The organism is Agromyces allii, assembly GCF_009749385.1.
Lineage (GTDB): Bacteria > Actinomycetota > Actinomycetes > Actinomycetales > Microbacteriaceae > Agromyces > Agromyces allii.
Window position 1 is genome coordinate 1 of the sequence record NZ_WBIN01000003.1, and the last position, 26,326, is coordinate 26,326.

At 71.2% G+C, this 26,326-nt stretch carries 26 protein-coding genes; 8 read left to right on the forward strand and 18 right to left on the reverse strand.

From position 1 onward, the window contains the following. Window positions 1-703 precede the first annotated feature (703 nt). A complete protein-coding gene (locus GQR16_RS04680) occupies window positions 704-1,294 on the forward strand; it encodes a nitroreductase family protein (protein WP_157414009.1) in 591 nt (196 codons plus the stop codon). Between the two features lie 101 nt (window positions 1,295-1,395). On the opposite strand, the gene GQR16_RS04685 is transcribed toward GQR16_RS04680, so the two are convergent. Continuing rightward, window positions 1,396-2,889, reverse strand: coding sequence for an MFS transporter (locus GQR16_RS04685; RefSeq protein ID WP_157414010.1), 1,494 nt, complete (start codon window positions 2,887-2,889; stop codon window positions 1,396-1,398). Window positions 2,890-3,044: 155 nt separating this feature from the next. Here GQR16_RS04685 and GQR16_RS04690 point away from each other — a divergent pair, with 155 nt between their 5' ends. Next, a complete protein-coding gene (locus GQR16_RS04690; protein WP_157414011.1) occupies window positions 3,045-3,551 on the forward strand; it encodes a MarR family winged helix-turn-helix transcriptional regulator in 507 nt (168 codons plus the stop codon). Window positions 3,552-3,591: 40 nt separating this feature from the next. Here the strand turns inward: GQR16_RS04690 and GQR16_RS04695 are convergent, their stop codons facing one another. The 3 genes from GQR16_RS04695 to GQR16_RS04705 form a co-directional block, all read right to left on the reverse strand. Continuing rightward, entirely contained in the window at window positions 3,592-4,080 is a 489-nt protein-coding gene (locus GQR16_RS04695; RefSeq protein WP_211373440.1) for a P-loop nucleotide/nucleoside kinase family protein, read from the reverse strand. Between the two features lie 89 nt (window positions 4,081-4,169). Then, window positions 4,170-5,219 carry a zinc-dependent alcohol dehydrogenase family protein gene (locus GQR16_RS04700; RefSeq protein ID WP_157414012.1) on the reverse strand — a complete coding sequence of 350 codons (1,050 nt, stop codon included), beginning with the start codon at window positions 5,217-5,219 and terminating at the stop codon, window positions 4,170-4,172. 122 nt (window positions 5,220-5,341) lie between these two features. Continuing rightward, on the reverse strand, window positions 5,342-6,898 hold the full coding sequence (locus GQR16_RS04705) for a carboxylesterase/lipase family protein (RefSeq protein ID WP_157414013.1): 1,557 nt from the start codon (window positions 6,896-6,898) through the stop codon (window positions 5,342-5,344). 102 nt (window positions 6,899-7,000) lie between these two features. Here GQR16_RS04705 and GQR16_RS04710 point away from each other — a divergent pair, with 102 nt between their 5' ends. After that, window positions 7,001-8,269, forward strand: coding sequence for an MFS transporter (locus GQR16_RS04710; RefSeq protein WP_246200517.1), 1,269 nt, complete (start codon window positions 7,001-7,003; stop codon window positions 8,267-8,269). A gap of 55 nt (window positions 8,270-8,324) precedes the next feature. Here the strand turns inward: GQR16_RS04710 and GQR16_RS04715 are convergent, their stop codons facing one another. The 6 genes from GQR16_RS04715 to GQR16_RS04740 all read right to left on the reverse strand — a co-directional run bounded on the left by GQR16_RS04715 (window position 8,325) and on the right by GQR16_RS04740 (window position 14,173). After that, on the reverse strand, window positions 8,325-8,798 hold the full coding sequence (locus GQR16_RS04715) for an aromatic ring-opening dioxygenase LigA (RefSeq protein WP_246200519.1): 474 nt from the start codon (window positions 8,796-8,798) through the stop codon (window positions 8,325-8,327). Between the two features lie 102 nt (window positions 8,799-8,900). After that, the gene (locus tag GQR16_RS04720) at window positions 8,901-10,229 is read right to left on the reverse strand and encodes an RNA polymerase sigma factor (protein WP_157414015.1); all 1,329 of its coding nucleotides are present in this window, start codon (window positions 10,227-10,229) and stop codon (window positions 8,901-8,903) included. A gap of 18 nt (window positions 10,230-10,247) precedes the next feature. Next, complete coding sequence (locus GQR16_RS04725; RefSeq protein ID WP_157414016.1) at window positions 10,248-10,706, reverse strand: YciI family protein; 459 nt, start codon at window positions 10,704-10,706, stop codon at window positions 10,248-10,250. Window positions 10,707-10,864: 158 nt separating this feature from the next. After that, window positions 10,865-13,027, reverse strand: a complete 2,163-nt coding sequence (locus GQR16_RS04730; RefSeq protein ID WP_170298415.1) for an ATP-dependent Clp protease ATP-binding subunit — start codon at window positions 13,025-13,027, stop codon at window positions 10,865-10,867. A gap of 145 nt (window positions 13,028-13,172) precedes the next feature. Beyond that, complete coding sequence (locus GQR16_RS04735; protein ID WP_157414017.1) at window positions 13,173-13,631, reverse strand: MarR family winged helix-turn-helix transcriptional regulator; 459 nt, start codon at window positions 13,629-13,631, stop codon at window positions 13,173-13,175. Between the two features lie 41 nt (window positions 13,632-13,672). Next, the gene (locus tag GQR16_RS04740; protein WP_157414018.1) at window positions 13,673-14,173 is read right to left on the reverse strand and encodes a nuclear transport factor 2 family protein; all 501 of its coding nucleotides are present in this window, start codon (window positions 14,171-14,173) and stop codon (window positions 13,673-13,675) included. 138 nt (window positions 14,174-14,311) lie between these two features. On the opposite strand from GQR16_RS04740, the gene GQR16_RS04745 reads away from it, so the two are divergent. Both GQR16_RS04745 and GQR16_RS04750 read left to right on the forward strand, forming a co-directional pair. Beyond that, window positions 14,312-15,340 carry an LLM class flavin-dependent oxidoreductase gene (locus GQR16_RS04745; RefSeq protein ID WP_157414019.1) on the forward strand — a complete coding sequence of 343 codons (1,029 nt, stop codon included), beginning with the start codon at window positions 14,312-14,314 and terminating at the stop codon, window positions 15,338-15,340. Between the two features lie 79 nt (window positions 15,341-15,419). Further along, window positions 15,420-15,839, forward strand: coding sequence for a pyridoxamine 5'-phosphate oxidase family protein (locus tag GQR16_RS04750; protein WP_157414020.1), 420 nt, complete (start codon window positions 15,420-15,422; stop codon window positions 15,837-15,839). A 171-nt stretch (window positions 15,840-16,010) separates the two neighbouring features. Here GQR16_RS04750 and GQR16_RS04755 read toward each other — a convergent pair whose 3' ends face one another. Beyond that, window positions 16,011-17,384: an APC family permease gene (locus tag GQR16_RS04755; protein ID WP_211373454.1), complete on the reverse strand. Its 1,374-nt coding sequence runs from the start codon at window positions 17,382-17,384 to the stop codon at window positions 16,011-16,013. Between the two features lie 149 nt (window positions 17,385-17,533). Continuing rightward, on the reverse strand, window positions 17,534-18,631 hold the full coding sequence (locus GQR16_RS04760; protein WP_157414022.1) for an alcohol dehydrogenase catalytic domain-containing protein: 1,098 nt from the start codon (window positions 18,629-18,631) through the stop codon (window positions 17,534-17,536). Window positions 18,632-18,752: 121 nt separating this feature from the next. On the opposite strand from GQR16_RS04760, the gene GQR16_RS04765 reads away from it, so the two are divergent. Beyond that, the gene (locus GQR16_RS04765; RefSeq protein ID WP_157414023.1) at window positions 18,753-20,189 is read left to right on the forward strand and encodes a PucR family transcriptional regulator; all 1,437 of its coding nucleotides are present in this window, start codon (window positions 18,753-18,755) and stop codon (window positions 20,187-20,189) included. Window positions 20,190-20,226: 37 nt separating this feature from the next. On the opposite strand, the gene GQR16_RS04770 is transcribed toward GQR16_RS04765, so the two are convergent. Further along, window positions 20,227-20,787, reverse strand: a complete 561-nt coding sequence (locus GQR16_RS04770) for a hypothetical protein (protein WP_157414024.1) — start codon at window positions 20,785-20,787, stop codon at window positions 20,227-20,229. A 186-nt stretch (window positions 20,788-20,973) separates the two neighbouring features. Between GQR16_RS04770 and GQR16_RS04775 the strand changes: the two genes are divergently transcribed. Together GQR16_RS04775 and GQR16_RS04780 are read left to right on the forward strand one after the other, a co-directional pair. Continuing rightward, window positions 20,974-21,678 (forward strand): YceI family protein, encoded by a 705-nt coding sequence (locus GQR16_RS04775; protein ID WP_157414025.1) that lies wholly within the window; start codon window positions 20,974-20,976, stop codon window positions 21,676-21,678. A gap of 64 nt (window positions 21,679-21,742) precedes the next feature. Next, the gene (locus GQR16_RS04780) at window positions 21,743-22,186 is read left to right on the forward strand and encodes a nitroreductase family deazaflavin-dependent oxidoreductase (protein WP_157414026.1); all 444 of its coding nucleotides are present in this window, start codon (window positions 21,743-21,745) and stop codon (window positions 22,184-22,186) included. Between the two features lie 48 nt (window positions 22,187-22,234). Here GQR16_RS04780 and GQR16_RS04785 read toward each other — a convergent pair whose 3' ends face one another. The 5 genes from GQR16_RS04785 to GQR16_RS04805 form a co-directional block, all read right to left on the reverse strand. Then, complete coding sequence (locus GQR16_RS04785; protein ID WP_157414027.1) at window positions 22,235-23,479, reverse strand: FAD-dependent oxidoreductase; 1,245 nt, start codon at window positions 23,477-23,479, stop codon at window positions 22,235-22,237. Continuing rightward, window positions 23,472-24,185: a methyltransferase domain-containing protein gene (locus tag GQR16_RS04790; RefSeq protein WP_157414028.1), complete on the reverse strand. Its 714-nt coding sequence runs from the start codon at window positions 24,183-24,185 to the stop codon at window positions 23,472-23,474. Before GQR16_RS04790 ends, GQR16_RS04785 begins: the two co-directional genes overlap by 8 nt. Window positions 24,186-24,225: 40 nt before the next feature. Then, on the reverse strand, window positions 24,226-25,368 hold the full coding sequence (locus GQR16_RS04795; RefSeq protein ID WP_157414029.1) for a type III polyketide synthase: 1,143 nt from the start codon (window positions 25,366-25,368) through the stop codon (window positions 24,226-24,228). A 144-nt stretch (window positions 25,369-25,512) separates the two neighbouring features. Next, window positions 25,513-25,881, reverse strand: coding sequence for an SHOCT domain-containing protein (locus tag GQR16_RS04800; RefSeq protein WP_246200521.1), 369 nt, complete (start codon window positions 25,879-25,881; stop codon window positions 25,513-25,515). Further along, window positions 25,878-26,309 carry a DUF6325 family protein gene (locus tag GQR16_RS04805; RefSeq protein WP_246200522.1) on the reverse strand — a complete coding sequence of 144 codons (432 nt, stop codon included), beginning with the start codon at window positions 26,307-26,309 and terminating at the stop codon, window positions 25,878-25,880. The genes GQR16_RS04800 and GQR16_RS04805 overlap by 4 nt, the downstream gene beginning before the upstream one ends. Between the last annotated feature and the right edge of the window lie 17 nt (window positions 26,310-26,326).

A 26,326-nucleotide genomic window follows, 5' to 3' on the forward strand; every position in this document is an offset into this window, starting at 1 on the left:
AAAATGGTTCCCAACACCGAAGTGTCGAGGAGTTTGTTCACTGACAGAGAAACAACTGACTATAAAAATCAAATTGTCCATCAATCAAAGGAATCCCACCCACTCCGAAAAGCAGGTTGGGGTTCAATAAATTGGCATTGAACATAGTGCACGCTGTTGAGTTCTCAAGAAACGGACGCACCCGAACTCCCAACCCACAACCGTGAGCCACTCATTCAGGGCAACCTGTCAACCATACCACCACCCACCACAACCCAAACCGGAAACCAGCTGAGAAACAATGAGAAGAAGAAGTTCGATTCTAGGCTTGAAATCACCGAGTCGCAAACGCGCCTACGAGGTTATTTGGCTAGAACCGCACCGACCGCCCGGCCCGAAGACCCGACCGCCGCGGCGACATGGATAAACATACGCAACCCCACCCCCACCACACAAATCCCACCAACACCCCGGGCGTGTCGCAACGCCGGCCAACCGAGCCGACCGGCGGGAGCGCCCAGATCAACGCCGATTTCCACGCGTGGCCACCCCATCCGCGCGTCGGCCTGCCCGCGCCGACCCCTCGCCCGTCCGACCTGTGAGCCGCATGTCGACATGTTTCGCGTTCGCTGAGATTTCGGAATACCAGCAGCCTCCATGCGTTGGAATGGAACGGGTCGAAGGCGATCCGGCACGTGTTCCCCCACTTGAAAGCTGGTTCGCCATGACGCTCGTCACCGACCTCACCTCCCGCAAGGCCGACACCTCGGCCGCCCTCATCGACCCGCTGGTCGACCGCTGGAGCCCGCGCGCGTTCGATCCGAACGCCGTCGTGGACCCCGAGGCCGTGCGCACCGTGCTCGAGGCCGCCCGCTGGGCGCCGTCGGCGAACAACTCCCAGCCGTGGCGCTTCATCGTGGCGCACCGCGGCACCCCCGCCTTCACCACCGTGCACGAGGCACTGGCCGGCTTCAACCAGGCGTGGGCCGACTCGGCCGCCGTGCTCGTCGTGAACATCGCCGAGGTGGCGGATGCCGAGGGCAAGCCGCGTCCGTGGGCGCGCTACGACCTCGGCCAGGCCGTCGCCCACCTCACGGTGCAGGCGCAGCACGAAGGACTGCACACGCACCAGATGGGCGGCTTCGACGCCGCTGCGCTCCATGACGCGTTCGGCCTCGCCGACAACCTCGAGGTCGTCTCGATCACGACGATCGGCGTGCTCGGCGACGTCGACTCGCTGCCCGACGTGCTCCGCGAGCGCGAGATCGCCCCGCGCCAGCGCAAGACGCTCGACGAGCTGGTGCTCGGCGCGTAGTCGCACCGCGCCTCGCAACGCCGGATGCCCCGTGGTTCGCCACGGGGCATCTTGCGTCCCCGAGGGAGATGGTGGCGGTACGGCGCTACTGCGTTACAGGGTTACGCGCGGACGAGGTCGACGGGGGTCGTCGGCGGTTCCTCGCGGGCCGGCACGGCGGAGGGCTCGACGGCGGCCGAACCCGGGCGTGCGCGATCCGGGGCGACGTCGGGGGCGGCGTGCGTCGCGACATCCGCCACCTCGTCGGACACCACCGGGATCGGGGCCGCAGCGAGCGCCCGCTTGATGCGCCAGGCCGCGAACACCGCGATCAGGCTCACGAGGATGTGCATGCCGAGGAACACGTCGGTCAGGCCCGCGCCGAGCAGCACTCCGGCGACGAGCGGACCCGCCGCCGAGAACGCGGTCTGCAGGGCGGCCACGGTTCCGAGCGTCTGGCCGACCATGCCCTTCGGCGCGAGCTGCGCCGTGAGCGGGTTCAGCACCGGGCTGTAGATCGTCTCGCCCACAGCGAAGATGCCGTAGGTCGTGACGAACAGCGCGGTCGCGATGCCGGGCGAGAACTGCGCGGCCGAGAGGATCAGCCACGACACCACCCAGATGCTGCCGACGCCCATGAGCAGCGCCGGGGCGCCGCGCTTGGCCGTCACCTTCACCACGATCACCTGCAGGGCCACGATGACGATGCAGTTCACGGCGGCCGCGATGCCGATCGCCGAGGGGTCGATGTCGAGCACGGTGAGCCCGTAGGCGGGCAGTCCGGACTCGAACTGAGCGTAGAAGCCGAGGGCGAGGGCGATCGTGACGACGGCGGTCCAGCGCATCGCGGGCTGCGCGAAGATCACGCGGAGGGCGCCGCGGGTGCGGGTCGGGGCGCCGGGGCCGTCGGACGTGCCGTCGCCGGCACGTGGCCCGTCGCGATCCGGGTCGATCACGGCGATCGCGCCGGTCGCGGCGTCGAGGGCCGCGAAGGCGCCGGTGCCGGTCGAGACGCCGTGGCCGGCCGCGCCCGCCCCACGTTCGAGTGGAGCACGGGCGCCGGCGCGCGACATCCGCCCGGCGAACGCGATGATCGCCGACGAGAGCACGAAGCCGCCCGCGGCCATGAGGAATCCGATGTCGAGGCCGTCTGCGCGGTCGAGGTCGACGACGAGCCCGGCGAGGAACGCACCGGCCGCCATGCCGAGCGCCTCGCCCGTGAACTTGTAGGCGAAGATCTTGCGGCGATCGTCGAACGACGACCAGTTCAGGGCGAGCACCTGCTTCGCCGGCACCGCGGCCGACAGGCCGAGCCCGAAGACGAGCATGCCCGCCAGGAAGAGGGCGGGGACATCGGCGAACACCAGCGAGGCGACGCCCGCCGCGCCGAGCAGCTGGGCGAGCACCGCGACGCGCACCGGGTCGAAGCGGTCGGCGAGCCGGCCTGCCAGCGGCGCGGCGACGAGCGCGCCGATCGAGAAGAGCGACGACGCCCCGGCGGCGACGAGGGCGCCCCACTCGCGGGTGTCGGCCGCGTAGGCGTACTGGTACGGCAGCACGGCTCCCCAGCCGAGCGAGCCGATGGCGCTCGCGAGCACGAGCAGTTTCGCGCGCATGAAGGCGCCCTCCTCTCAGGGTTCGTTCGACGGGCGGCGGATGTCGCGACGGGGGTCGCGCGCCGGCGTCGGCCGCGGCATCCCCTCACCCTTCGATTGCGAAGTATTCGATATCGAAATATTAGCAACCGAAGGATGCGTGCGAGAATTCCCGTATGGCCAAACGGACTCCGAGCGCGCAGGAACTGCACCGTCGCGCCGTCGCGACCTACGTGAAGGCCGGCGGCGAGGAGTCGGTGCAGCGCGTCATCACGGCCGTGCAGAGCCTCACGAAGAAGCTCGACCAGTGGTACGCGAGGCAACTCGTCGACCTCGAGGTCACGGCCGGCGAGTGGGCCGTGCTCACCTCGCTCGCCAAGGCCGGCGAGGCCCTCACCCCCAGTCAGCTGGCCGAGCTCACGAACGTCGCGCCGTCGTCGATGACGCACCGCATCGACAAGCTCGTCGAGCGCGGACTCGTCGAACGCACGCCCGACTCCGAGAACCGCACGCGCATCTTCGTGAGCCTCACGGATGCCGGTTGGCAGCTGTTCAGCGTCGCGATCCGCGGGTCGGACGTGGTCGAGTCCGACGTGCTCCAGGACCTGAGCGACGACGAGCGCGGCGAGCTCGCACGCCTGCTCGAGGTCGTCATCGCGCGGCTGGACGACATCGACGCGTAGGGGGCAGTGAGGCGTCGGCCTGATCGAGACCGATCGCGACTCACCCGGCCGAGCGGACCACCTCGAGCGGCCCTTCCTCGGGCGTCGGCGGCTCGAACCTCTCGAAGTACTCAGTGGCCGTCTGCTCGGTGAGCGGCCAATCGTCCGCCGACCGGCCGTGTCGGTCGCCGACGCGGCTCACGATGGTCTCGAGACTCGTCGCGATGTACACGGTCTCGGGCACAATGCCCTGGGGTGCGAGCAACGCCCGGAACTCATCGCGTTGTCGCCGGAACCAGAATCCGAAATCGAGCACGACATCGCTCCCTGCTGCGACAAGGCGCAGCAAGCGCGCCTTCAGGTCTGCCGCCACCTCGGCGACCACGTCGGCGGAGGGCATCGTCGTGATTCCGCGATCCCAGAACTCCACCTCGAACGACAGACGCGTCCAACCCTCGCGTTCCAGGCGTTTGGCGTAGGTGGTCTTTCCTGCACCACCTGGCCCGCACATCATCACGACGCGGGGTCGGTGTTCCGTGTCCAGTGCCACGGGCCGAGGTTACGCTCCGCCACCGACGCCGAGATGTTCAACGCCCGCCCGTCGCCGACCTGGATCAGGACGGACGTGATCCGCACACCCTAGGGCTGCAGCATGACCTTGATCGCGCGGCGCTCGTCCATGGCGGCGTAAGCCTCGGCCGCCTCGGAGAGGGGCAGCTTCAGGTCGAAGACGCGCCCCGGCTCGATCGCACCCGAGATGACGTCGGGCAGCAGCTCCTCGATGTAGCCGCGCACGGGCGCGACGCCGCCGTTGACGCCGACGTTGCGATTGAAGAGCGGGCGCACGGGCAGCTCGGGCCCGCCGTTCGGAGCACCGACGTAGCCGACCATTCCGCCGGGGCGGGTGGAGCGGATCGCCTGGTCCATCGACTCCTTCGTGCCGACGCACTCGAGCACGCGGTCGGCGCCGACGCCCTCGGTGAGCGCCTGCACCGCGGCCACGCCCTCGTCGCCGCGCTCTTCGACGATGTGAGTCGCTCCGAACGCGCGAGCGAGCTCCTGTCGATCGGCGTGCCGCGACATCGCGATGATCGTCGTGGCGCCGAGGCGCTTCGCAGCGATGATCGCGCAGAGTCCGACGGCGCCGTCGCCCACGACCGCGACCGAGTCGCCGGGCTGCACGCCGGCCGAGACGGCCGCGTGGTGGCCCGTGCCCATGACGTCGCTGAGGGTGAGGAGTCCGGGCACCATGTCGGCCGTGACCTCCTCGCGGACCGGAACGAGTGTGCCGTCGGCGAGCGGCACTCGCACGCGTTCGCCCTGACCGGCATCCGCGAACCCGCCGAGGCGGTCGTCGGTGCCCCACCACCCGCCGTTGAGGCACGAGGTGCTGACGCCGTTTCGGCAGTTCACGCACGTGTTGTCGCACACGTAGAACGGCGCGATGACGAAGTCTCCGACCTCGATGAGGTTCACGTCGTCGCCGACGGCCTCGACCACCCCGACGAACTCGTGGCCGATGCGATGCGGTTCATGCGTCGGCGTCACGCCGCGATAGGGCCACAGGTCGGACCCGCAGACGCACGCGGCCACGACGCGCACGATGGCGTCGCCGCCGGTCGAGAGCACCGGGTCGGGCACGGTCTCGACGCGGATGTCACGGGCAGCGTGGATCACGGTGGCGAGCATGAGTCGAGCCTACGCTCGGGGGCGCGCGCTGGGGAGGGATGAGCGGCGCTGGTCTCGATACGCGCCGGCCCGCCTCCTCGACCGACGGGCGGGCGAGGCGGAGCGCGGACCGCGGCGGCCGTTCAGACGTGCGGGACGAACTCCTGCCAGGCGAGGCGCTTCTCGCGCCGCGGGTCGGCCTCGACCCGGTCGACGGCGTCGAAGACGAGGGTGCGCCGCATCCGCTCGTCGTATCGGGGCCAGCCGTCGAGCGGGGCTCCGGATGCGGCGAACGCCGCCCAGTGCCCCTGCATGCGCCGCCCCGCGTCGCGGAACATGCGCCGCCCGCCGAGCAGCGTGAGCGCGGTGCCCACCGGCGTGTCGAACTTCTCGAAGAGCGCGAAGAGCTCGAGCCCGTGCGTCGCGTCGAGCCCGAGCAGCCGGGCCGTGCGCGGCGCGGCGTCGAATCGGTAGAACCAGGTCGGCGCGTACCGCGAGTGCCGCTCGCCCGCCTTCACGCTCGGGAACCAGAACGTGAAGTCCCCGCTGAAGTCGGCGGCGGGCCGACGCTCGGGCAGGTCGGGGTACTGCCGCTTGATCGCCTTGCGCGCCTTCTTGCGCGTGTTCGCGAAGATCGCCCTGATGCGCAGCTTCGTCGTCGGCAGGATGTCGATGCGGCCCTCGAACAGCGACCCCTCCCGGTCGTTCGTGCCGATGATGAGCGGCACCCGGTGCGCCGTGCCGTCGCGGAACGCGTCGAGCGGTCGCACGGGCAGGAAGTCCCCGTCGATCACGGGCGCGAGGCTGATCGTGCCGGGATCCTCGTCGGGCGTGCGCACCGTCAGCTCGGTCGTCGCCCGAGCCATCACCGCGGGGTCGGCCGCACGGAGCATCGCCGCGGCATCCTCGACCCCCTCGCTCTCGAGGTCGTCGTCGTCGACCAGGCGGCTGAGGATCGACACGTACTCGCCCGCCCACTTCGCGGCCATCTCGGGGAGGTACACGGCGTTCGCCGGCGAGCTCTGCGCGATCGCGCGCGAGAACAGCCCCTCGGCGCTCGGCACCGCCATCAGCGTCGTGACCGAGTTCGCGCCAGCCGACTCGCCGAACAGCGTGACGCGGTCGGGGTCGCCGCCGAACGCGGCGATGTTGCGCCGCACCCACTCGAGCGCGGCGACCTGATCGCGCAGGCCGAGATTCACGTCGAACGGATGCCGCGGGCCGGCGTAGGCGCGGAAGTCCAGCCAGCCGAGCGCCCCGAGCCGATAGTTCAGGCTCACGTAGATCACACCGTGCCGGCGCACGAGCCGTTCACCCTGACGCGGGTACTCGTCGGAGGATCCGACGCTGTACGCCCCGCCGTGCACGAACACCATCACGGGGCGAAGATCGTCGCCCGCGGCATCCGGAGCCGTGATGTTGATGCGCAGGCAGTCCTCGCTGCGAGGGAGCCGCGGGTGCGCGCCGATGAACTGGCCGCGGCGGTTCTGCGGCGCGACCGGGCCGAACCGGGCGGCGTCGCGCACCCCGGCCCACGGCTCGGCCGGCACCGGCGCGAGGAACCGGCGCGGGCCGTCGGGGGCCGCCGCGTACGGGATGCCCCGCCAGGCGCGAATGCCGCGTTCGCGCACCCCGCGCACCGCGCCGAGGTCGGTCTCGACGATCAGGTCGTCGGCGCGGACGCCACCCCCCACGAGCATGCGGGGAGCCTACCCGTCGAGGGTGAACACCGCCGGGCCTGCGGATGTCGGGGGCGAGTGCCCCGGCGTGCGGATGTCGGTGGCCTGCGACAGGATGCACGGGTGAACGGAATCCGCGGCTTCTGGCGCGCCCTGCCGACCGAGGGCCGATGGCTGCTCTCGACCGTCGCGATCCAGACGCTCGGGCGCGGACTCACGCTGCCGTTCACGATCATCTACCTGCACGAGGTGCGCGGGTTCGACCTCGCGCTCTCTGGCACGCTCATGGGGCTCATCGCCGTCGTCGGGCTCATCGTCACGGGGCCGGGCGGCAGCCTCATCGACCGCTACGGCGCCCGCCGCATCCTCATCGTCGGACTGATCGCGATGCTCCTCGGCAACGTGCTGCTCGCGTTCGCCACCCATCCCGCCGTGGCCGCGGTCGGGCTCGTGCTCATCGGCGTGAACTTCGGCGTCTCGTGGCCCGGGTTCAACGCGCTCATCGCGAGCGTCGTGACCGGCGACCTGCGGCAGCAGTACTTCGGCATCAACTTCGCGCTCGTGAACCTCGGCATCGGGGTCGGCGGCATCGTCGGCGGCTTCTACGTGAACGTCGAGGCGCCCGAGACGTTCGTCACGATCTTCCTCGTCGACGCGGCGAGCGCGCTCATTCCCATGGCCCTGCTGCTCGGGCCGCTGCGGCACGTGCGCACGCAGGCCGACGCACCGGCCGACGGGGAGTCCGAAGGCGCGGGCGGGTACCTGCAGATCATCCGCCGCCCGGCCGTGATCTGGGTGTCGCTGCTCACGTTCGTGGCGATGTTCGTCGGGTACGGGCAGATGGAGGCCGGCTTCCCCGCGTTCGCCCGACAGGTCGCCGAGGTGCCGACCAGCACGATCGGTTTCGCGTTCGCCGCGAACACCCTCGTGATCGTGCTGCTGCAGTTCGCGGTGCTGAAGCGCATCGCGGGCAAGCGGCGCACGCGCGTCATGTGGGTCATGGCGCTCGTGTGGGCCGTCTCATGGCTGCTGCTCGGTGCGACCGGGCTCGTGCCCGGCACCTTCGCCGCCGCGATCGGCGTCATCGCCTTCATGGGGGTCTTCGCGTTCGGCGAGACCCTGCTCCAGCCGACGGTTCCGGCCGTGTACAACGACCTCGCCTCCGACCACAACCGCGGGCGCTACAACGCCGTCAACTCCGCCGCGTTCCAGGGCGGCGCGATCGCCGGACCGATCGCCGCGGGCTTCCTGCTCGACCACGGCCTGCATGCGGTGTTCATCGGCGTGATGGTCGTCTGCTGCCTCGGCATCGGCGTCATGGCGCTCGCGCTCGAACGCCGCATCACGCCGAGCGTGAACGGCGTCGTCGAGCCGCAGCCCGTCGTGGACTGAGGCTCCGGCACGCGGCACGGGGCACGCGGCACGGGGCACGCGGCACGCGGCAGAGCTACGGTGTCGCGCCCTTCGGAAGCGGCGGGACGATGGTGCGGAGCGACCAGCCGAACAACAGGAACATGGCGCCGACCGCGCCCGCGAACAGGGCGACGCCGAACGCGACGACCGACGTGAACAGCGACGCCCGCAGGAACGACGCGTTCATGACGGTGGAGCGCACCGGGTCGTCTTGATCGAGCTCGGCGTACGTCTTTCCGCCGCCGATCTCCTCGGCGTGCATGGCGATGACGCCCGCCTGCACGAACGCGTCGATCGGGCCGTTGACGGTCTGTCCGGCGAGGATCGGCGCGTCGTCGGGGATCACGATCTTCTCCGCAGCCAACTGGTTCGAGACCGAGGCCCACGCGACGATCGCGACGATGATGAGCAGGATGCCGCCGATGATGCCGGCCAATCCCGTCAGCCTGACCACGTTGACCTGCGTGCGGCTCAGTACAGCGCCACCGGTCTCGAAATTCTCCGTCATGTGCCATCCCCCCGAATGCCTGCGTCGGCTCCTAACGTAGCGGTCGACGCGGTGGGGATGGAAGAGCCTCGGCACGGCGCGTCGACCTGAACGACGCGGATCTCAGAGCCTCGCGGCCTTGGCGAGCAGGCTGTCGCGCTCGCGCTCGTTGCCGGTCATGCGGGCGGCCAGCTCGAGCTCGACGCGCGCCTCGTCGGTGCGCCCGAGCCGGGAGAGGAGCTCGCCCCGCACCGCGGGCAGGCCGGCGTACCCCGCAAGGCGTCCGGCCGCTGCGAGCTCGTCGACGACGAGCAGCGCCGAGGCCGGCCCGGTCGACATCGCGATCGCCACCGCACGGTTCAGGTCGACCACGGGCGACGGCGCGATGCGTCCGAGCGCCTCGTAGAGCACCACGATGTGCGCCCAGTCGGTCTCGTCGACCGACGGTGCGATCGCGTGCTGCTCGGCGATCGCCGCCTGGAGCCCGTAGGCGGCGCGACCGCGCCCGATGCCGTCGGCCTTGGCGAGTGCGGCGCGTCCACGGCCGAGCTGCGCGCGGTCCCAGCGCGTGCGGTCCTGCTCGTCGAGCGGGATCGCCGATCCGTCGGGCGCCGTGCGCGCCGGGAACCGCGCCGCCGTGAACTCCATCAGGGCCACGAGCGACCAGGCCTCGGGCTCGCGCGGCATGAGGCCCGCGACCACCCTGGCGAGGCGCAGGGCCTCGTTCGAGACATCCGCGCGCACCCATTCGCTGCCCGATGCGGGCAGATACCCCTCGTTGAACACGAGGTAGAGCACCTGCAGCACCGACGCGAGCCGCGCCGGGTACTCGTTCGGCTCGGGCACTTCGAACGGCACGTTCGCGGCGGCGAGGGTCTTCTTGGCCCGCACGATGCGCTGCTGAATCGTCGCGGTCGGCACGAGGAACGCCCGCGCGATCTCATCGCTCGAGAGGCCGCCCACGATGCGCAGCGTGAGCGCGATCTGCGCCTCTCGCGACAGCACCGGGTGGCACGACACGAAGATCAGGCGCAGCACGTCGTCGTCGATGGTGTCGGGGTCCCAGAAGACGTCGGATGCCGCGGCGCCGCCCTGCTCGAGGTCTCGCGCCATGGCCGCGTACCGCTCGTCGAGCCGCTCGCGACGGCGCCACCCGTCGATCGCACGGCGCTTGGCGACCGCGGTGAGCCAGGCACCCGGATTGTTCGGAACCCCCTCGGCCGGCCATTGGCGCAGCGCCTCGACGAGCGCCTCCTGCGCCAGGTCCTCGGCCTGGCCGATGTCGCCGACGAAGCGCGTCAGGGTCGCGACGATGCGCGCGGACTCGATGCGCCACACGGCGGCGACGGCCCGGCGGGCTCGCTCGGCGGCAGTGCGGCTCGCATCGACGCCCGCCGCCGGGCCGGCCTCACCGGCCGGCCCGGCCGCGCCCGCGGCATCCGTTGCTCCCATGGTGACGACCCGATGCCGTCAGTCGGCGCGACGCTCGGCGGCAGCCGCTGCCGATGCCTTGATGGCGGCGTCGGAGTCCTCGCGCCAGCCGGCCTCCTTCTGGATCCACTCGTTGTCCTGCGGGAAGTCCTCGAGCTCGGTCACGCGGCGCACCTCGAGCTTCGATCCGGGGCCCAGAGGGCAGCGCTTGGCCCACTCGGCGGCCTCTTCGGCGCTCGACGCCTGGATGATCCAGAAGCCGTTGAAGAGCTCCTTCGTCTCGCCGTAGGGGCCGTCGGTCACGACCGGGGGCGTGGTGTCGAAGTCGACGACGAAGCCCTCCTTGGCATCGGTCAGCCCCTCGCCGCCGAGCAGCACGCCCGCCTTGATGAGCGACTCGTTGTAGGCGCCCATGGCGGCGATGACCTCGTTGAAGTCGAGCTGCTCGTAGGCCTCGACGGCCGCATCGTTCGAGCGCATGATCAGCATGTACTTCACGGTGTTCTCCTCGTGTCAGGTGGCCGGGTGGCCGGTTCGGGGTAGGGCCGAAGTGCCCGCCTCACTCATGCGTCGAACGAGCGGATGCCGGATCGACAGGAGTTCGAGAAAACTTCCGGGGATCCGACATCCGCTCGTTCACGCCCTGCGTTCGGGCTCTACCGCTCGGCCCGCTGCACGCTCAGCGCCTCGCCCGAGGAGTCGAGCGCGACGACCACGGCGTCGCCGTCGCGGATGGTGCCCGCGAGCAGCGCCCGCGCGAGCCGGTCGTCGATCTCGCGCTGCATGAGCCGGCGCAGCGGCCGCGCTCCGTAGAGCGGGTCGTAGCCGCGCTCGGCGAGCCACGCCCTCGCATCGGGGGTGACCCCGAGCTCGAGGCGCCGCTCGTGCAGCCGCGCCGACAGGCGGTCGACGTAGAGGTTCACGATCTCGGCGAGCTCGTCTTCGCTGAGGGCGGAGAACACGACGAGGTCGTCGAGGCGGTTGACGAACTCGGGCTTGAAGGACTGGCGAACGGCCTGCATGACCGCGTCCTCCTTCTGCTCCCACGAGAGCGTGGGATCGACGAGGTACTGCGACCCCAGGTTCGACGTGAGGATCATGATGACGTTGCGGAAGTCGACCGTGCGACCCTGCCCGTCGGTCAGGCGCCCGTCATCGAGCACCTGGAGCAGCACGTCGAAGACCTCGGGGTGGGCCTTCTCGACCTCGTCGAACAGCACGACCGAGTACGGCCGACGGCGGACCGCCTCGGTGAGCTGGCCGCCCTGGTCGTAGCCGACGTAGCCCGGGGGCGCACCCACGAGCCGCGAGACCGAGAACTTCTCGCCGTACTCCGACATGTCGATGCGCACCATGGCGCGCTCGTCGTCGAAGAGGAACTCGGCGAGCGCGCGGGCGAGCTCGGTCTTGCCGACACCCGTCGGCCCGAGGAAGAGGAACGAGCCCGTCGGACGGTTCGGGTCGCTGATGCCCGCACGCGTGCGGCGCACGGCATCGGCGACCGCCGCGACGGCGCGCTTCTGACCGATGAGCCGCTTGCCGAGCTCGCGCTCGAGGTGCAGCAGCTTCTCGGTCTCGCCCTGCAGCAGACGGCCGACCGGGATGCCGGTCCAGGCGGCGATCACGGCCGCGATGTCTTCGTCGGTGACCTGCTCGTTGACCATGCGCGGCTCGTCGGTCGCGACCGACTCCGCCCGCTCGGCCTCGACGAGGTCGCGCTGCAGCCGGGCGATCGTCTCGTACTCCAGGCGCGACGCCGTGGCGTAGTCGGCCTCGCGCATCGCGCGGTCGCGCGCCGTCACGGCCTCGTCGAGCTGCTTCTTCAGGTCGCCGACGCGGTTCAGTGACATCCGCTCGCGCGACCAGCGCTCTTCGAGAGCGGCCAGCTCGCGCTCCTTGCCGACCAGCGTCTCGCGCAGCTTCGCGAGGCGCTCCTTCGAGGCGTCGTCCTTCTCCTTCTTGAGGGCGAGCTCCTCGATCTTCATGCGGTCGACCTCGCGCTTGAGCTGGTCGATCTCGATCGGGCTCGAGTCGATCTCCATCTTGAGGCGCGACATGGCCTCGTCGATGAGGTCGATCGCCTTGTCGGGCAGCTGGCGCGACGTGATGTAGCGATTGCTGAGGGATGCCGCGGCGACGAGTGCGGCATCGGTGATCGTCACGCCGTGGTGGGCCTCGTACCGGCCCTTGAGTCCGCGGAGGATCGCGACCGTGTCTTCGACGGACGGCTCGCCGACGTACACCTGCTGGAAGCGGCGCTCGAGCGCGGCATCCTTCTCGATGTACTCGCGGTACTCGTCGAGCGTGGTGGCGCCGATGAGTCGGAGCTCGCCGCGCGCGAGCATGGGCTTCAGCATGTTCGATGCCGCGACGGAGCCCTCGCCGCCGCCCGCGCCCATGAGCAGGTGCAGCTCGTCGACGAACGTGATGACCTCGCCGTCGGACTCGTCGATCTCCTTGAGCACGGCCTTCAGCCGCTCCTCGAACTGACCGCGGTACATCGCGCCCGCGACGAGCGCGGAGATGTCGAGCGAGATGAGCTGCTTGCCCTTGAGCGATTCGGCCACGTCGCCCGCGACGATGCGCTGGGCGAGGCCCTCGACCACGGCGGTCTTGCCGACGCCGGGCTCGCCGATGAGCACGGGGTTGTTCTTGGTGCGACGCGTGAGCACCTGGCTGACACGTCGGATCTCGGCGTCACGGCCGATGACCGGGTCGAGCTTGCCGGCCTTCGCGATCTCGGTGAGGTTGACGCCGTACTGTTCGAGCGCAGACTTCTGCTCTTCCTGCGAGTTCGGTGCGCCTTGCATGTTCGCCACTCATGACTCCCTTCGTTCCAAACTTGAGTGTACTTAACTCAACTTTGCGAAGTGGATCGGTATTCCGACCCGTGCCGGACTGGCCCCGATGCAGCACAGGCCTGGCCCCCTCATTCAAGGTAGACGGATGCCGCGGCAACCGCCATCACTCAGCGGGTGCGGGGATCGAGTCGCCGAGCAGCACGACGAGCAGTCGGCGGAACTCCGCCCGCTCGGCGTCGTCGAGTCGAGCGAGCAGCGTGCGCTGCGCCGAGTCGACCGCGGCGTCGAGTTCGACGAGCCGTGCGCGGCCGGGCTCCGTGATGTCGACGCTGTTGCGGCGTCGATCGTGCACGTCAGGGGAGCGCTCGACGAGGCCGGACGCCTCGAGTTCGCCGAGCACGACGTGCAGGTCGCTGCGATCGAGCCCGAGCCGTCGCCCCAACTCCGCCTGGCTCACCGCCCCGCCCTCGGCGAGCGCGTGCAGCACCGAGAAGTGGTGCCTGCGCACGCCGTGCGCCGCGAGCGCCTCGCCGACGACGCCGGCACCGACGCCGGCCGCGCGACTGAGCAGCCAGCTCGGCAGTTCGGCGAGCCGACGGGGCGGCACCGGCTGGACGCCCATGCCGTCGGGTGTGGGCGCCGGGGTCGCAGGGGGCGCCGGGGTCACGCCGCGGCCGGCTGCGTCGCGGGCGAGGTGCGCCAGGTCGGCACGACCTGCAGTTCGGCGATGCGCCAACCCGCCTCGGTCTCGCGGACGCCGAAGCGGTAGACCGCGCCGATCACCTGCACGGGCACGCCGTCGGCGTGGGCGAAGTGCGCGGTGAGGTTGGCCCTGACCTTCGCGGTGCGCCCGGCGGGAGCACCGGTGTCGTGTTCGGTCTCGGGGTCGGGGTCCGGATCAGCCTGGTCGACGATCACATTCGTCATGACGTGGTGCAGGCGATCGAACCCCACGTGATTGCGCGTCGCCTGGGCGACGACGGCCTCGCGACCCTCGGCAGTGCCGCCGGGCGTCGTCGCGGTCACGTCGTCGGTGAGGAGCTCATGCAGCACGTCGAATCGGTGCTCGTCGAGCGCGGCGCCCAGCCGCGAGACCATCTCGGCCAGCTGCACCCGGTCGTCGACGGTGATGGGGGCGATCGCCCCGGAGTCTCGTTCGTTCATCGATTGCTCCTCCTGATCGTTGGTGACACCAACGTTGGTGTCACCAACGTAACGCCGACTCGACGTCGAGCGCAAGAGCTCGGGCCAGTGACATCCATGCGATGGAATGGACCCCGCCCGGCGCGCGTTGGACCAGGCATGCAACGCTTCGGAACCCTCTCGTTCGGCCACTACGGACACCTCGGCGGCGGGCGGGAGCTCTCAGCCGGCGACTCGCTGCTGCAGGCCATCGACCTCGCGCAGGGCATGGACGAGCTCGGCGTCAACGGCGCGTACTTCCGCGTGCACCACTTCGCACGCCAGCAGGCGTCGCCCATGCCGCTGCTCGCCGCGATCGCCGCACGCACGCAGACCATCGAGGTCGGCACGGGCGTCATCGACATGCGCTACGAGAACCCGCTGCACCTGGCCGAGGAGGCCGCCGCGGTCGACCTGATCTCGGGCGGTCGACTCGCGCTCGGCGTGAGCCGGGGATCACCCGAGTCGGTCGTGCGCGGCTACGAGGCCTTCGGCTACACGGGATCGCAGGACCCTCGCGGCGCCGACCTCGCTCGCGAGCACTTCGACCGATTCCTGCAGGCGATCGAAGGCCAGGGCCTGGCCGAGCGCGACCCCTCGTCGCCCTTCGGCGGCGGCCACGGCATGCAGCGCATCGAGCCGTACTCGCCAGGACTGCGCTCGCGCATCTGGTGGGGTGCCGGCAACCGCGACTCCGCCGAGTGGGCGGGCCGCGCGGGCGTCAACCTCATGTCGTCGACCCTGCTGACCGAGGACCGCGGCATCCCGTTCGACGAGCTGCAGGCCCAGCAGATCCAGGCGTTCCGCGAGGCGTGGCGCGAAGCCGGTCACCCCGGCGAGCCGCGCACCTCGGTGAGCCGCTCGATCTTCCCGATCACGACGGCCGAGGACGAGCTGTACTTCGGCGGTCGCCAGGACGGCGACGGGGTCGGCATGATCGACGGAATCCGGTCGACCTTCGGCAAGACCTACGCGGGCACGCCCGACAAGCTCGTCGAGCAGCTGCAGAAGGATGCCGCGATCCGCGAGGCGGACACGCTGATGCTCACGATCCCGAGCCAGCTCGGCGTCGAGTTCAACCTGCGGCTGATCGCGGCGTTCGCGAAGCACGTGGCGCCGAGCCTCGGGTGGGAGCCGGCGAACCGCTGACGTCGTCGGCCGGCGATGCGCCGGTCGACCTCGGCACGCTCCTCTCGCCATTCTGCGTCGACAGGAGCAGACTCGGAGCATGGACGACGAACGCGACGAACGACCGCCGACCCGTCACCTGACGGAGGCCGAGTGCTGGCAGCGCATCAGCGATGCGCCCTACGGGCGCATCGCCGCGGCCGCCGGCGGCGACGTCGACATCTTCCCGGTGAACCACGCCGTCGCAGACGATCGCACGATCGTCTTCCGCACCTCTCCGGGCACGAAGCTGCTCGAGCTGACGATCCACCACCGCGTCGCCTTCGAGGTCGACGGCACCGACGACCGTGAGGCGTTCAGCGTCGTCGTGAAGGGCGACGCCGTCGAGTTCGACCGGCAGTCCGAGATCGTCGAGGCCGAACGGCTCGGCGTCGAGCCCTGGGCGCCCGAGACGAAGGACCGGTGGGTGCGCATCACGCCCACCGAGGTGCACGGCCGGCAGTTCGAACGCCCGCTCTAGCGCGGGCCGTCCGCGACTAACAGTGCGGGCCGGTCCGCGACGGATCCGCCGGCAAGGGAGTACTCACGCCGGAAATGGACCGCGCCTCCCCGCCGGGTCACGGCGAAGAGGCGCGGCGTTCATGGAGTCGACGGCTGCGGGGCCGACGACCGGAGACCGGCGACCGGCGGCCTAGCCGACGCCCTCGAGCGCGTCGGTCTCGGTGTTGCCGATGTTCGCGAGCACCTCGGGGCGACGCTTGGCGAGGTGCAGGTACCAGGCGAGCGCGGCGATCATCGTGGCGAGGAACAGGTACGGGATGACGTTCAGCGGCCACGCCGGCACGGGCCAGACGTTCGCGAAGAACACGTAGGCCATCGAGACGACCGCGACCACGGCGCAGACCCAGACGAGGCCGTTGCGCATGCCCTCGCGTCGCGTGTAGACGACGCAGGCGATCGCGACGAGCGCGTAGGCGACCATGTAGCCGTAGGTGCCGTACGTGTCGACCCAGACGACGATCTCCATCGGGTCGGCACCCATCGCGAGCAGCACGAGGTCGAGCACGATCGCGGCCGGGCCGGCGACGAGCAGCACGCGGTGCGGCGTCAGGTGGCGGTCGTGGGTGCGGCCGAACCGCTCGGCGACGACGCCCTCCTTGCCCATCACGTAGATGATGCGGCCGACCACGTTGAGCGGGGCGACGACGACGGCGAAGAACGAGGCGCCGACGCCGAAGGTGAGGATCGGGGCGAACCACGTCGGCATGCCGATCTGCGTGGCGATCGCCTCGAGCGGGCTCGCGGCCGTCGCCAGGTCCTCACCGAGGATCGCGATCTGGGTGTACGCCGCGAAGACGTAGAGGATGCCGACGGTCACCGCGCTCCACATGATGGCGCGGGGGATGGCGGTGTACGGGTTCTTCGCCTCGCGTCCGAGCGCGTCGGCCGATGAGAAGCCGACGAACCCGAGGATGCCGAGCACCATGCCCGCGGCGACGCCCTGGAACGGCACGCCCTCGAGCGAGAACTGCGCCGGGTCCCATGCGTTGGGGCCGGCCCAGACGAGCGCCAGCACGAGCAGGATCAGGATGATCGTCACCGAGACGAGCTCGAGCACGAGCGAGACCCGGGCCGACAGGCGGATGCCGCGGATCGTGAAGAGCGTCGCGAGGCCGCCGAGCACGATCGCCAGCGCCATCGACCAGCCGAGGCCCTCGGCGGGCACGCCCATGAGCACGAGGAACTGGTTCATGTACGAGACGGCGCCGCCGAGCGATCCGGCCGCGATGCCCCAGCAGCCCACGAGCAGGGCGATGCCCGCGAGGTACGCGCCGAACGGGCCGAGCCCCTTCGCGACGTAGGTGTAGAGCGAACCGGCCGAGGCGTGCCGCTTGGCGAACACGGCGACGCAGTAGCCGACCGAGAGGATCACGATCGTCGCGAGCACGAACGAGAGCATCGTGCCGTTGCCGGCCCCGATGTAGATGCCGGCCGCGGTGAACGCGATGACCGCGCTCGGGGCGATGTTGGCGATGGCCTGGGCGGCGAGCTCTGGCCCGCTCATGACGCCGCGGCGCAGGCCGGCGTCGGTGGGGGCGCCGGCCCGGGAGGCCGGCGCCTGGGTGGTGGGGGTGGTCATGTGAACTCTCCAGTGAGTCGAGCGGGTCATGGGCGTCTGCCGGTGGGCATCGGCCGGTCGGGGGCGGCTGCCGGTCAGGGGATCAGCAGCGTGCGGAGCGCTTCGCCGGATTCGAGGTCCTCGAACGCCTCGGCGGCCTCGGCGAGCGGGCGTCGCGCCGAGATCAGCGGGTCGAGCTTGAGCTGGCCGTCCATGTAACGGTCGACGAGCGCGGGGATGTCGATGGACGGGCGCACCGAGCCGTAGTTCGAGCCGAGGATGCGCTGGTCGGCCTCGGCGAGCACGAGCGGCTCGAACGACGCCTTCGCACCCGTCGGCGGCAGTCCCACGATGACGGCAGCCCCGCCGAGGCCCAGCATGCGGATCGCCTGCTCGGTCGTCGACGTGCGCCCGATGGCGTCGAACGCGTAGTCGACGCCGTCGGGGATGAGGTCGAAGAGCGCCTCGACCGCGTCGACCTGCGACGCGTCGATCTGGTCGGTGGCGCCGAACTGCACGGCGAGCGCGGTCTTGTCGGCGCGCACGTCGATCGCGACGATGCGTTCGGCGCCGGCGAGGCGGGCGCCCTGCACGACGTTGAGGCCCACGCCGCCGCAGCCGATGACGACGACGGTGGAGCCGGGCTCGACGGCCGCGGTGTTCAGCACGGCGCCGACGCCGGTGGCGACCGCGCAGCCGACGACGGCGACGATGTCGAGCGGCGCGTCGTCGCGCACCTTGACCGCACCCGACGCGGGGACGACGACCTCCTCGGCGAACGACGAGACGCCGAGGTAGTGGTGCAGCGACTCGTCGCCCTGCGACAGGCGCGAGGTGCCGTCGAAGAGCACGCCCTTCGGCGCCACGACCGTGGCGACCTTCTGGCAGCGGGCCTCGTGGCCCGAGCGGCAGTAGCGGCACTCGCCGCACGGCGGCACCCAGGAGAGCACCACGTGGTCGCCGACGGCGAGCGACGTGACGCCCTCGCCGAGTTCGACGACCACGCCGGAACCCTCATGACCCATGACGAGCGGAGCCGGGGCGTCCCATTCCCCTCGCTTCACGTGCAGGTCGGAGTGGCAGACGCCCGCCGCCGCGATCTTGACGCGCACTTCGCCGGCCTTGGGGGCGGCGAGTTCGACGTCGGCGACCTCGATCGGCGTCTCCGGTGCGCGGAAGACGATGGCTTTCATTGATGCTCCCTTGGATCTGGTGCTGGGGTACGCAAGATGCTAGGCAGACCAGCCCCGGCGCGTCACTGTGAAGAATGTCGAATCGAGAACGGATGCCGCGACATTCCGTACACTCGATCGCATGGCTCGTGACGTGCTCTCCATCGCCCGCGTGCTCGGCGGCGAGCTCATCGGCTCGGGCCTCGACGCCGCGACCCCGGTCGACTCGGCGATCCGGCTCGAGGAGTTCAGCGTCGTCGGCCACCCGTCGTTCGCGACCCTCGTGGTGGCCGCCGCCGAGCCGCTCGCCGCCGCACTCTCGGCCGGCGGACCACGCGCGGAGGCGCTGCGCGGCACCGTGCTCGTGAGCCATGGATCGACCCGTGCACTCCGGCGCGCCGTCGACCTCGCCGGCGTCACCGCGATCGTCGGCGCCGACGCGGGCGACGCCGTGCTGCACCCGCTGCTCGTCGCCCTCCTCGCGACCGACCAGGCCGCCGAGGACCGGCTCGTGACGACCGGCACCAAGGTGCTCACCCAGGTCGCGCGTCGTGGCGGGGTCGGCGCGGTGATCGCCGAGCTCGCGAGGCGCATCGACGGGTGGGCCGTGCTGCTCGACCCGCACGGCCAGGTGATCTCGACCGCCGGCGCGGGCGGACTGCATGTGCAGGACGCCGTCGCGGTGGCCTTCAGCAGGCCGGTCCGCGTGCGATATCCGGGCCTGCAGGTGCATCCGGTCGGCACCGGCGAGGACCTCAGCGCGTACCTCGTGATCTCGTCGCGCGAGGCGTCGATGAGCCGCGGCCGCGACCTCGCCTCCCAGGCGGCCGCACTGCTCGACCTCATGCTCCGCACACACGACCGGACCACGACCGAACGGCTCGGGCGGGAGCTCATGATCGGCACGCTCCTCGACGGCGGCCAGGCCGCCTCCTCGCTCCTTCGTCGGTGGGGCGTGCACGAGAGCTCGCTGACCGCGTTCGCGATCACGGCCCGGTCGAAGTCGGTCGACCTCGAGCGCCTCGTCACGCGGTGGCTCGACGAGTTCGGCAGCGTTCACCTCATCACCGAGGAACCCGGCCGGCTGCTCGGCTTCCTGCGCGACGATCGCGTCGACGACCTGGTTCGGAGGGTCGAGGATGTCGCGGCCGACGCGCGCGTGCCCCTGCGACTGGGACTCGGCTCGCCCGCGGCATCCGACTCCCTCGCCCGCACCGCCGCCGAGGCGCGACAGGCCCTCGACCTCGCCGCGACCGACGGCCGCACGGTGTCGAGGTACCGGGCCATGCCGACGGTCGCCCTCGTGCTCGATCGACTCGACGCGGCCGACGGCGCCCGCCTCGCCGAGGTGCTCGACCCGCTGCGCGAGGCGTCCGGCGAGCACGGCGAGCTCACCCGCACCCTCCGCGTCTACCTCGCCGAACACGGGTCGTGGGGGGTCGCCGCCGAGACCCTCGGCGTGCACCGGCAGACGCTGGCGAACCGCATCCACCGCATCGAGGCCACGACCGGTCTCTCGATGGGCAGCCCCGACGACCGCACGGCGGCGTGGCTCGCACTCAGGGCCCTCGAGCGCTGAGGCGATCGAGCCCTCGAGCGCGACGCCTCCGGCGAGGTCAGCCGATCGGAGGCGGCGCCACGTCGACCGAGGCGACCGTGGTGCGCGCGACGCCCTCGGGCGTCGGGATCTCGTACCTCACCGGCATGCCCGGGTGATCGAGGGCGAACCAGAAGCGCGCCACCTCCGGATCGCCGCCGTCACCGTGCCCCTGGCGCACCTCGTAGAGCAGGCAGTCGAGCAGCGCGTCCTCGCCGCCGAGGACCAGGTCGAGCGACACGGACGACCTCGTCGCATGCTCGACGGGGAACGCCGCGTGCTCCTGCAGTTCGCGCCACGTCACGCGCTCGCTCGTCACCTCGCCGTCGACGTCGCCCGCCGCATCGAGTCGCCACTGCTCGAGCGTCGCGCCCTCGTCGTCGAGGTCGACGAAACGGTTGACCCGCTCGAAGCGCTCGCCGCCGGGCGTCTCGACCAGCAGCCGGATCGTCTTGCCGGATCCGCTCGCCGCGCGGATCTCGCCGGCCGTGAACGGCGTCGGCAGCAGGCCCGGCCCGAGCAGGTGCGGGTCGGACGCAGGCTCGAGATCGGCGCCCGAGGGGGCGGCTTCTTCGCTCATGGCGCCAGTCTGCGACATCCGCCCGGATCTGGGAACCTCGGATTCGGCACGCGTTCTTACCGCATCGGCCCGCCCAGCGGAACAGCCTCCGGGACCTCATGGCGGATTCAATGCGTTCTCATACGAAAGCGCGTCATGCTCGAGATCCGACCACGACGAACCACGACGAACCCCCGGGGGCCCGCCATGCAGAAGCGCACCAAGATCATCACCGCCTCGATCGTCGCGGGGGTGCTCGTGCTCGGCGCGACGGCCGCGATCGCCGGACCGATCGTCTATCGCGACTTCATCGTCGGGCCGGCCGCCGATGCGCCGACCGTCACGGTGACGCCGAACCCGAGTGCGGGAGCCGGCGAGGCCGAGGCATCCGACCTCACCGGTGCCTGGACCGTCGCGGGCGGCTCGTTCGCCGGCTACCGCGTCGACGAGGTGCTGAACGGCACGGATGTCACGGTCGTCGGCCGCACCGAGCAGGTCACCGGCACGCTCGCCGTCGCCGACACGACCCTCGAATCGGCCGAGATCACCGTCGACGTCGCCTCGATCGCGACGGACAGCTCGAACCGCGACGACTACTTCCGCCAGAACGCGGTGCGCGTCGACGAGAACCCGACGGCGACGTTCGTGCTGACCGACGCCGTCGTGAGCGACGGTGCACCGGCCGTCGGGGAGGTGCAGACGATCCAGGCGACCGGCGACCTGACGCTCGCCGGGGTCACCCGTTCGGTCACCGTCGAACTCGAGGCCGTGCTGAACGGCGAGACCGGGCAGGTCGCCGGCAGCATCCCGATCACGTTCGCCGACTTCGGCGTCGAGGCGCCGAACCTCGGCTTCGTGTCGGTCGAGCCCGACGGCTACGTCGAGTTCTCGCTGGAGCTCGCGCGGGCGTGACCCGGCGGCCCCTCGTCCGATGGGCGTAGCCTCGAAGCGACCGATCGACCAGAAGGAGCACTCCATGCCTCTCGAAGGCGAATACGCGCCGAGCACCGCGGGTTGGGCCCGCAAGCAGGCCGAGGCCTACGAGGCGAGCGGCGGAACCGAGGCCAACCTGCTTCGCGGCCGACCGGTCATCGTGCTCACGACGGTGGGAGCCAAGAGCGGCAAGCTGCGCAAGACGGCGCTCATGCGGGTCGAGCACGATGGCGAGTACGCCGTGGTCGCGTCGCTGGGCGGTGCCCCGAAGCATCCGGTCTGGTACTGGAACCTGCTCGCCCACCCCAAGGTCGAGCTCCAGGATGCCGCGGAGAAGCACGACTACCTCTCGCGCGAGCTCGAGGGCGCCGAGCGCGACGAGTGGTGGGCGCGCGCGGTCGAAGCGTGGCCCGACTACGCGAACTACCAGACGAAGACCGACCGGCTCATCCCGGTGTTCCTGCTCACGCGTGTCGACGTGCTCTGACGCTCGCGGCGTCGGCGTTCACCACCTCGACATTCGGCGCGTCGGCGTTCACAGCCCGCGCATCGTGAAGGCGCGGGCGAGGAGTCCGCGCAGCGGGGGCAGGTCGAGCGTGCGCACGCCGGCGTTGCGGAGGCGCAACCGCAACCCCGAGGCCGGCGCACCGACGGCCATGTTGAACGCGGCCCGGCGCACGGCGCGACGAGCCGCCTGCCGCCGGACGCGATCGTAGACCTCGAACGCCTCGAACGGCGCGCCCACGGCGAGCGCGGCGGCGAGTTCGTGGTCGAGCCGCACGGCGTCGAGCCAACCGAGGTTCATGCCCTGCCCGCCGATGGGGCTGATCTCGTGCGCGGCATCGCCCGCGAGCGCGATGCGGCCGACGGCCATGCGGTCGGCGAGGTGCTGCCGCGCCTCGAACGCGCTCGGATCGCCCGCGTGGGCGACGTCGAACGCGCCGCCGACACGCGCATCCACGATGCCGGCGAGCGTGTCCGCGGTGAGCCGCGCCGGTGGGCGCCGCACCCTGGCCACCCAGCGCCGCCGCCCCTCCGGCATCGGGAACGACTCGACCACGCCCGCGGGCTCGAAGTGCAGCAGCGCGGTGCCGGGTTCGCCCGTGTCGTCGCGGGTGTCGCACATCACGTAGTGCGCCCGGCCGCGACGCGGTCGCCACCCGACCTCCATCGACGAGCGGATGCCGCTGCGCACGCCGTCGGCCGCGACCACGTAGCGCGCGGTCAGCGTGGTGGGCTGCCCGCCGGCGAGCCCGTCGACCTGCACGTCGGCGCCGCGGTCGTGCACGGCGCGCACGTCGACCCCCCGACGGATGCTCCCGGGCCGCAGGGCGGCGAGGCGGCGTTCGAGGATCGCCTCGGTCTCGAGCTGCGGCAGCGAGAGCACGACGCCGCGACCATCGACGTCGCGGACGCCGCCGCCTCGCCTGCCGCCGAAGGACATGGTGCCGAGCGTGCGCCCCTCGCAGGTCGCCCGTCCGTCGCGGATGGGCACCGCCGCGCCCGCGACCTCGGCCTCGACGCCCGCACGCGCGAGCGCTCGGAACCCAGGCGGATGGATGCCGATGGCGCGCGAACCGCCCGCGCCCCGAGACATCCGCCGCTCGAGCACGACCACGTCGACCCCGCGCTGCGCGAGCAGGCAGCCGAGCAGCAGGCCGACCGCGCCCGCGCCGACGACGACCACGTCGTGGCGGGACTCGCCGGCATCGGCCCGCTCGCCAGCGTCGGCCCGCTCACCGCCCACGGCGCGCTCGCCGCCCACGGCCCGCTCAGACATCCGCGCCCCACAGCACTTCGAGTCGCCACGGGATGCCGCGCCGCACCCGCCACCCCGAGGGAAGCAGCGCGGAGAGCTCGCCTGCCGTGTGGCTGCGACGGATCGAGGTCAGCCCGTCGGGGCGGATGTACGACCCCGACAGCAGGTTCGGGGCGAACGGCAGGGTGCCGAGCGCGAACGCGGCGTACCCCAGCGTGCTGCGCTCGATGTCGCCGTGCACGACGAGGCCCCCGTCGCGTGCGAGCCGCTCGGAGTCGGCGAGGAGCGCACCGAGCTGCACGCCGTCGAGGTGGTGCAGCACATGGTTCGACGTGACGACGGCGAACCGCTCGCCGGCGTCGGCGAGCTCGGCGCTCGTCGTGCGGCGGAGCACGAGCCCCGGCTCGCGCGGCCGGCTCGACGCCCACGCGAACGCGCGCTCGTCGGGGTCGATCGCGACCACCTCGAGCCGGAGGCCGTCGGCGCGGGCCCACCGCAGCATGGCCCGCGGCACGTCGGCGCCGCCCGAGCCGACGTCGAGCACCCGGCGGGTGGAGTCGGCCGACAACCGCGGACGGATCCACCGGCGGTACACCGCACGCTGGTTCGAGACCACGGGGTTCAGGCGACTGAACTGCTCGTACGTGCGAGCGAGCCGCTGCGGGTCGCAGTCGGGGTCGTCCATGAGCTCGGTCGACGCGTCGTCCCGCGTCGCCAGCGACCTCAACTCCGCCCCCTGCCCGGCGCGGAACGCCCGAAGCACATGGTCAGGCGCGGATCGTCAGCAGCGCCGACTCGACGGTGAGCCCCGGGCCGAAGGCCATGGCCGCGACCCGGTCGCCGTCGGCCGCGTCACGGGACTCGAGGATGTTCGCGAGCACGAACAGCACGGTCGCGCTCGACATGTTGCCGAAGTCGCGCAGCGTCTCGCGGGCGGGCACGAGCTGCGCCTCGGTGAGGGCGAGCCTCGACTCGACCTTGTCGAGGATGCTGCGGCCGCCCGGATGGATCGCCCAGTGCTCGACGGCCTCGCTCGACGTGTCGGTGGCGAGCGCCTCGGCGAGCGCGGCGTCGTGCTCGAACAGCGGCTCGAGCGCGCCCGTGATGTGCGCGTCGATGATCGCCGGCACCGCGTTGGAGAGCACCATCTCGAACCCGTGGTCGCCGATGCTCCAAGCCATGTCGTCTTCGCCGACGGGCGTGATGCGCGTCGCGAAGCGGTCGAGCTCGAACGCGCGCTCGCCGGGCTCGGGGGCGCGGGTCGAGACGATGCCCGCACCGGCTCCGTCGGAGAACAGCGACGAGGCGACGATCGTGTCGGGGTCGTTCGACGAGCGCAGGTGGAGCGTGCAGAGCTCGACGCTGATGACGAGCACCACCGCCGCGGCATCCGCCTGGCAGAGCTGCCGGGCGAGGCGGAGCGCCGGAATCGAGGCGTAGCAGCCCATGAACCCCAGGTGGTAGCGCTCGACGCCGGGGTCGAGCCCGAGTTCGCGCGCGACCATGAAGTCGGGGCCGGGGGCGTAGAAGCCCGTGCACGAAACCGTGATGACATGCGTGATCTCGGATGCCGCGACGCCCGGTGTGGCGTCGATCGCCGCCCGCCCCGCCTCGACGTAGAGGCCGGTGGCCTCGCGTGCGTAGATCGCATTGCGGGCCTTGGTGCCGGGCAGCAGCAGCTCGCCGGTCGCCTGGTCGAAGAAGACCGGGGTCTCGTCGCGCGGCTCGAGCGTGAGCTCCTCGAGCACGCTGTGCCGGCGCTCGATGCCCGAGACGTTGAACGACGTCGTGACGATGCGCTGCGCGAGGCGGTTCAGCCCCGGTTGCGCCGCGAACACGTCGCGCACCGCATCTTGCACGAGGACGGTGGCCGGAACCACCGTCGAGATCCCCCTCAGCGTGATGGTCATGCCCCACCCTAGGCACGTGAGCGGATGCCGCGACAGGGGTTGCGGCGAACTCCTCCGCGCACCTGCGAACTCTCCGCGCACAGACGACGAAGCGCCGGCGATCCGGAGAGGATCACCGGCGCCAGGTGCGTCGCGGTCTGCGGATCAGCCGAGCAGCCGGGCCTTCGCGGCCGCGAACTCCGCGTCGTCGAGGATGCCCTGCTCCTTGAGCGCAGCGAGCTTCTGCAGTTCGGCGACGATGTCGACGCTCGGGGCCGCAGCCGCGGGCGGCGGCGCTGCGGCCGCCTGCTGCTGCGCGAGGTACGCCTGCTGCTGCGCAGCCTGCTGCGCGGCGGCGTCGATCTGCGCCTGCTGCTGTTGCTGCTGGTAGGCGTCGGCCTGGGCCTGCTCCTGGTACTTCTCCTGCTGGTGGCGCTGCACGCTGCCGCTCACCGCGGTGGCCGTGCCGGCGACGACCGCCGTGCGCGCCGCCATGCCGATGAGGCCCGGGCGCCCCATCCGTCGTCCCATCATGATTCGACTCCTTCGGTCTCGGCCAGCACCGCGTTGACGATCGGCGCGGGAATGCGCTCGGCCTGGATCACCTCGGCACCGGAGGCGGCGAACTTCGACGCGAGCCGCTTCGCCCACACCAGTTCCATCGCGACCAGCGCCGCCGACGTGCCCTGCGGAATCAGCGCCGCGAGCTCCTCGACGTCTTCGTCGCCCACGAGCCCGGCTTCGAGCACCTCGATGTCGATGTCGAGCTCGCCGCCGAGATCTTCGAACTCGACGATCGTGACCTCGTCGTCATGGCTGCGCGACACGAGCAGGAAGTCGAGGATTCGGATCTCTCCGCCCTCGACCAGCTCGCTGAGCGCGTCCATCGTTCCCTGATCGGGACTCTCGCCCGTGAACCCGACAAGGTACAGGTCGACCGGACCGTACTCGAACTCCGCCATTGGTTCCCCCTCCATGG